The organism is Streptomyces boncukensis, assembly GCF_011045075.1.
Lineage (GTDB): Bacteria > Actinomycetota > Actinomycetes > Streptomycetales > Streptomycetaceae > Streptomyces > Streptomyces boncukensis.
Genome location: NZ_JAAKZZ010000450.1, coordinates 1 through 6150, shown reverse-complemented (window position 1 = coordinate 6150; position 6150 = coordinate 1). Strand labels below are relative to the sequence as shown.

Annotated in this window: 6 protein-coding genes; 3 read left to right on the top strand and 3 right to left on the bottom strand. The window is 68.6% G+C overall.

Features of this window, described 5'->3' with window-relative positions; all coding sequences use genetic code 11:
* The coding region (locus tag G5C65_RS29355) for an ABC transporter ATP-binding protein (protein WP_165302077.1) at window positions 1-805 on the top strand (805 nt) is incomplete at its 5' end.
* Window positions 806-904: 99 nt separating this feature from the next.
* Here G5C65_RS29355 and G5C65_RS29350 read toward each other — a convergent pair.
* Window positions 905-1462: an SbtR family transcriptional regulator gene (locus G5C65_RS29350; protein WP_165302076.1), complete on the bottom strand. Its 558-nt coding sequence runs from the start codon at window positions 1460-1462 to the stop codon at window positions 905-907.
* Window positions 1463-1563: 101 nt separating this feature from the next.
* On the opposite strand from G5C65_RS29350, the gene G5C65_RS29345 reads away from it, so the two are divergent.
* Entirely contained in the window at window positions 1564-3048 is a 1485-nt protein-coding gene (locus G5C65_RS29345) for an MFS transporter (protein WP_165302075.1), read from the top strand.
* A gap of 93 nt (window positions 3049-3141) precedes the next feature.
* Window positions 3142-3672, top strand: coding sequence for a cytochrome P450 family protein (locus G5C65_RS29340; RefSeq protein ID WP_165302074.1), 531 nt, complete (start codon window positions 3142-3144; stop codon window positions 3670-3672).
* Here the strand turns inward: G5C65_RS29340 and G5C65_RS29335 are convergent.
* The gene (locus G5C65_RS29335; protein ID WP_206442406.1) at window positions 3655-4575 is read right to left on the bottom strand and encodes a hypothetical protein; all 921 of its coding nucleotides are present in this window, start codon (window positions 4573-4575) and stop codon (window positions 3655-3657) included. The two genes, G5C65_RS29340 and G5C65_RS29335, sit on opposite strands and share 18 nt — an antisense overlap.
* A gap of 99 nt (window positions 4576-4674) precedes the next feature.
* Window positions 4675-5622, bottom strand: a complete 948-nt coding sequence (locus G5C65_RS40230; protein WP_165302072.1) for a S1 family peptidase — start codon at window positions 5620-5622, stop codon at window positions 4675-4677.
* Between the last annotated feature and the right edge of the window lie 528 nt (window positions 5623-6150).

Below are 6150 nucleotides of genomic sequence, written 5' to 3'. Positions count from 1 at the left end.
CGCCCCCGTGCTGGAGCTCAGGAACGTCACCGCGGCCTACGGTCCCGACGCCGAGCCGGCCGTACGGGACGTCGAGCTGGCCGTCCCCCGCCGCGGGCACACCGCGATCGTCGGCCCGTCCGGGGCCGGCAAGACGACCCTCTTCTCGCTCGTCCTGCGCTTCCTGGAGCCGACACACGGCGAACTGCTCCTGGACGGCCGCCCCTACCGCGACCACACCCACGACGAGGTCCGGGCGCGACTGGCGTACGTGGAACAGGACACGCCCCTCCTGCCCGGCACCATCCGCGACAACCTGCTGCTCTCCCGCCCCGGCGCGACGGACGGCGAACTGCACCGGGTGCTGCGCGAGGTCCAGTTGGCCGAGAGGGTCGAAGCCCCGGACGAAGGGCTGGACGCCCCGTTGTCCGGCGCGACGGTCTCCGGCGGCGAACGGCAGCGCATCGCCCTGGCCCGAGCGCTGCTGCAGTCCCCGGACGTCCTGCTGCTGGACGAGGCGACCGCCCAGCTCGACGGGCTGACCGAGGCAGCGGTCCACCGCTGCATATCCGCCCGAGCGACGTCCGGCGCCGTGGTCACGATCGCCCACCGGCTGTCGACCGTGATCGACGCGGACACGATCGTGGTGATGGAGGCGGGCCGCGTCCGCACCCGGGGCAGCCACGCGGAACTCCTGGCAACGGACGCCCTCTACGGCGAACTGGTCGAGGCGCTGCGCATCTCCTCCAACGCCGAACCGACGGCCGAATCCGCGCTCCTGGACAGCGGTACGGGGGAGACGGGCCCGGTGCCCGGCCCGCGGTGAGCGGTGCGAGCCGCGAGCCGAGAACCGCCCCGCGTCACCAACCTCCCCGAACTACATGCCTAGGCGGGGTTGCGCACCGTGCGCTGCGCTGCGCGGACGTCAGGTGCTGCGTCTGCGCAGTCCGGCGAGCGCCGCGTCAAGGATCGGCTGCCGGTATTCCGGGGTGCCGGGGATCTTCGCGATGGCTACCACGAGGTCGAGGACCTGGTCGAGGCCAAGGCCGCCGGCGATCTGGTGTGCGTCCTGGGCGGCGGAGAACAGCGGCTGGCCGGCTGCGAGCATCCGGCCCCGGCTGTCGAAGACGGGATCGGTTCTGTCGGTGTGCTCAAGCAGCGCGAGAACGACCGGCCGCTTGGTGGTGACGTACTGAAAGAACCGGCGCAGCCAGGTCGTGAGCCGGTCCCCCGGGGTGTCGCCCTCGACTGTCGCGGCGGCGGCGCAGACGTCGTCGACCTCGTCGACAAGTAGCGCCTCCAGGAGTTCGTGGCGGGTCGCGAAGTTGCGGTAGAGGGTTGCCGAGCCGACCCCGGATCTGCGGGCGACCTCGGCCATTGACGTCTGGGCTCCGGTGGCGGCGAAAGCGGTGCGTGCCGCTTCGAGGATCCGCTGGCGGTTGCGGGCCGCGTCGGCCCTTTTGCGGGGTGGATGGTCAGTCACTTGAGACGTCCTTGCATAAGTGGGCAGGGTCTCCGCCCCGTGATGTGGGCACCCTCTCCGTTTCTGTTGGAGACTTTACCGAATCTGTTCAAGGATCCGCCATGAGCACAGCAGATACCCCCGGGCCGCCGGCGAGCACCGGCCCATCGCGTCCCGTTCACCGGCGGCTGGTGCTGGCGATCTGCTGTCTCAGCGTGGGCGTGACCGGCATCGATCTCTCCATCGTCAACGTGGCGCTCCCGTCGATAAGCAAGGACCTGCATGCCTCGGTCGGCAGCCTGCAGTGGACGGTCGACGCCTACTCCCTGGTCATGGCCTGCCTGCTGGTGCTGTCCGGCTCCATGGCCGACCGCTTCGGCCGCAAGCGGATCTTCCAGCTCGGGCTGTCGCTGTTCTCCCTCGGTTCCCTCCTTTGCGGCCTGGCGCCGAGCGTCGGGTGGCTGATCGCCTTCCGCGGCCTGCAGGCGGTGGGCGGTTCGATGCTCAACCCGGTCGCGATGTCGATCATCGTCGGCGTGTTCACCGATCGCCGGGAACGGGCAAGAGCGGTCGGCGTGTGGGGGTCGGTGATCGGGCTCACCGTCGCGGCCGGGCCTGTGCTCGGCGGCCTGCTGGTCAGCGGTATCGGCTGGCGATCGGTGTTCTGGGTCAACTTCCCGACCGGGATCGCCGCCATCCTGCTCACCCAGAGGTTCGTCCCCGAGTCCAAGGCCGCACGGCCCCGCGCGTTCGACCCGCCCGGCCAGGCGCTGATCATCGTCCTGTTCGCCGCGATCATCGCCGCGACGATCGAGGGCCCCCGCCACGGATGGGCAGACCCCTGGATCGTCGGGCTGTTCGTGCTCGCCGTCCTGACCCTCGTCGGGATACTCGTCGTCGAGCCCCGGCGAGCCGAGCCGCTGATCGACCTGCGGTTCTTCCGCAGCCCTCCGTTCTCCGGCGCAAACGTGATCTCCATGATGATGTCGGCTGGCCTCGGCGGGTTCCTGTTCCTCAGCACCCTCTACCTCCAGGACCTCCGCCACTTCAGCCCCCTGCGCGCCGGGCTGATGATCATCCCGCTGGCCGTGGGCCAAGCCGTCGCCTCCCAGCTCTCCGGGCGGCTTCTCGCTTCCCGGGGCGAGCGCCTGCCCCTCACGCTGGGCGGTGCGCTGCTCGCCGTCGGCGGCTTCCTTCTCGTCCCCCTGACCGCGCACACCGAGAGCGTCTACCTGCTGGCCGCCTACGCCGTCTTCGGCCTCGGCGCGGGCATGGTCAGCCCGCCGGTCAGCCACACCGCCGTCTCCGGACTGCCGCCCGACCAGGTCGGTGTCGCCGGCGCGCTCGCCGCCAGCGCCCGCCAGTTCGACATCTCCATAGGCGTCGCCGTCACCGGCTCGATCGTGGCCGGCACCGGCGCCGGCTTCATCAACTCAAGCCACGCCGCCTGGGCCGTCCTCGGAGGCTGCGGACTCGTCGTGCTCGCGCTGGGCGTCATCTCCACCAGCAGCTGGGCCAAGGACGCCGCCGCTCGCAACGGCCAGCGCCTCGCCACCGCGCCGATGCCCAGCCCATCCGCGGACCCCACCGGAGCGAGGAAGGAGTAACCCGGGCGCCACTCACGACCCTTGACCCCGAATCTGCGTGGTCGAGGGTGATCGAGGAAGGTCCGTCTGTACGGCGGCGAACAGGCATGGTGGGTGTCCGCGTACGCCGAGGCCCCAGCCATCCTCGCCGATCGCCGGTTCTCCTCGGACCGCCGAAAGGACAATTCCCCGAACCCCAGCGGCGACCCCGGGTTCCGGGAGCGGTTGCGCCACCAGCCGCCGCCCATGGTCGGCCTGGACGGCGCGGAACACACCGCGGCACGGCGGACGGTGATCGGCGAGTTCACCGCGAAGCGCCTGGCCGCGCGCCGGCCCCGGAGCCGGCATGTCGTCGAAGGGTTCGTCGACGACATGCCGGCCTCCGACGCCCGCCCCGTCGACCGGGTGCAGGCACTGTCCCTGCCGGTGCCGTCGCTGGTGATCTGCGAACTTATCCGCCGTGGACAGGGCTGCTCGGTGCGTGTCACCGCTCCGCTGGCACTGCACCAGGCAGTGTGGAGCAGTGCGCCCTTCGTCATCGACCGTGCCGTCCCGGTCGGACGCAAGGCGTACCGCCTACGCCGGACGGATCACCTCATCATCAATGCATGGTCGCGGAGGTGTCGTTCAGCTCCAGCTCGGTGAGGGCCCGCGCTCCGGCTTGTAGGGAATCGGCCGACCGGTGATCACGTCGAGCAGGACCCGGTCACCCAGGGGACGGTCCAGCTTCGCTGTCACTTGCTGCAGTTTCCCCTGCTTTGTGCAATGGCCCTCATGCTTCCGGTGCTTGACGGAGGGCGACAGCACCACGCTGCCGCGGGTCTCCAGCACATCCACCGCGGGACCGTCGTCGCAGACACCATGGAGGGCAACCACGGTCACCGAGCGCCCGTCTGCGGCAATCCGGACCAGGTGGTGGAGCGGAGGGCCTGGAACGTCGCGGGCCCTCCCGATCGGTGGCTGAGGGAGTTTCGAGGGGATGACAGCGGCCCGTTTCAGGGGAGAGTCATAGCCATCCAGGGTGAACATCCAGGCGGGGACTACTGCCGGACCGCGGCTGGTGGCAACGGTCATCTCACCGAGCTTCACCTTGGTCACCGTGAGGTGCGGTCTTTCACCGGCATGCTCGTCGGCCAGGGCCTTGTACGACTCGTCCGCCCCCTCCAACGGCCGTGTGAGCGTTTTACCCCCGGCCCACGCCACCCGGCCGTCCTCGGGCCGGGTGGCGGGCAGCTTGACTCGCAGGACGAAGCTGCGGTCTTCGTATGCCTGCTCGTCGGCCCGGCTCCGCAGACCGCCTCGCGGCAGCTGGACCACGTCGCCCATGGGGTGGTAGCCGGCACGCCACGCGGCAGCCGCGGGGGATCCGTCCCAGGCCGCGGCGACCTGCCGGGCACGATGGGGCTGCGCTTCTCTGTCGCTGTCGGACTCCTGTGCGCTGCCGTCGGCTTCTTGCTGGTTGCCACAACCGGAGGTGACCCCCAGGCCAGTGGCGGACAAGACCACTGCGGCGAGCAGACCGAGGGAACGTGCTGACCGTATCTGCATGTGACCTCCCGGAGGCATGGGGTGGCACGCCACCCCGTTCTGTGACGGAGCCGGCCCAGGACAGGTTCCCGTGGTTGCGGCAGACGGGGACGGCGCGTCTCAGTAGACGTGAAGGCCGCGCTCTTCCAACACTCTCTGCACGGGGGTGAAGTAGTTCCGGTAGGTGCCGTTGGAGGAGGAGTTGCACTTTGTCTCGCTGGTGCCGCCGGAGAGGAGACCCAAGGCCGTTGTTCCGCGAAGCGCTGGCCCCCCGCTGTCGCCCCCGAGAGCACATACGTCCGACTCGAACATGCCTCCTAGCCGGACCCCGTCGATGTTGACGCTCACATAGTCATTGGTGATCTTGCCTGTCGTATCCTGACTGGAGACCCCGATCCGATCGATTCCCTCTCCCTTTGCCGGATAACGGGATCTGTCGATCTGCTTGTACGTGCCGCCCCAGTAGCGAACTGTCCCGTACGGGGTGAGGCCGGGGCCGTTCGCCCTGATGGTGGCCCAGTCGCCATGCTTGCCGCCGAAACCCCATGCGGTCTGGGTCCCGATCCTGACACCGTTCCAGTCCATGTACCAGACATTGCCGGTGCCCGGCACACAGTGACCAGCGGTAAGCGTGTAGATCCTCCCCGAGGAGTCCTTGGTGTTGAACCCGGCACTGCACACCCAACCACTGGAGGCAATCCCATTTCCGCCGCGAAGTTTGGTGTCCTTGAACCTCAGCTTTTGCCGGATCCGGTCGACACGTATCGCCCCCGGGTGCGCCGACCTGACCTTCTCGATCCGGGTCCGGCTGTCGGCGGGTGCTCCGTCGAAGATCTCGACCGATACCTGGTTGGCGCTTGCATCGATACCCCACGCCGTATTACGCAGGTCCAGTTGGCCAATCGTTCCGTGAATGGACTTGAGCTCGGCTGTACTGCGCGGCACTCGCTTCGGGATCCCGCCTACCGCCTGGACGGATTGCGCCCCCGCCTGGTCCGTGACGGCGACCGTGAGGCGTCCGCCTTCGTAGTAGACGCCGCCGGTACGGTTCTCGCCGAGTCTGTCCACCAGTGCTTGCGCTCGGGTCGTACTGGTGAGAGGTTTCGGGGATTCATCGGCGGATGCCGGGAACGCCGCGACGGTAGTGACCAAGAGCGCGGCAGGAGCTAACCGTACGAGTCTCTTCCGAGCATGTTTCATCGTGCGACCTCCAGGCTTTTGACACCAGTGGAACGGTCGTGCCCGTTGAGCGGGTTGTGACTATACGTGAACTCTTCGCTACTGGGGATTCTGGGGTGGCAAGTGGCAGTCGGGATTCCGTCTTTTGTGAGAGGTGAAGTGACTCGCCGCATCACGGGCAGGCGCGGCCATGTAGACCTCGGCGTCCGGGGCGGGCGAGGCAGAGGGAGAGGCACCCAGATCGTGACCTGCCGCTCCCTCCTACCCGGCGGACTGGCGACAGCGGTACTTGAGAGACATCTCACGTGCCTAAGAAGTCAAGCTGCGGCGGCTGGAGCTGCTGAGAAGGAGGTGAATGCGTGATGCTCGTCGAAGAGCTGCCGGTTGTGCAGGCAGTGGTAGAGCTGACCGAGCAAG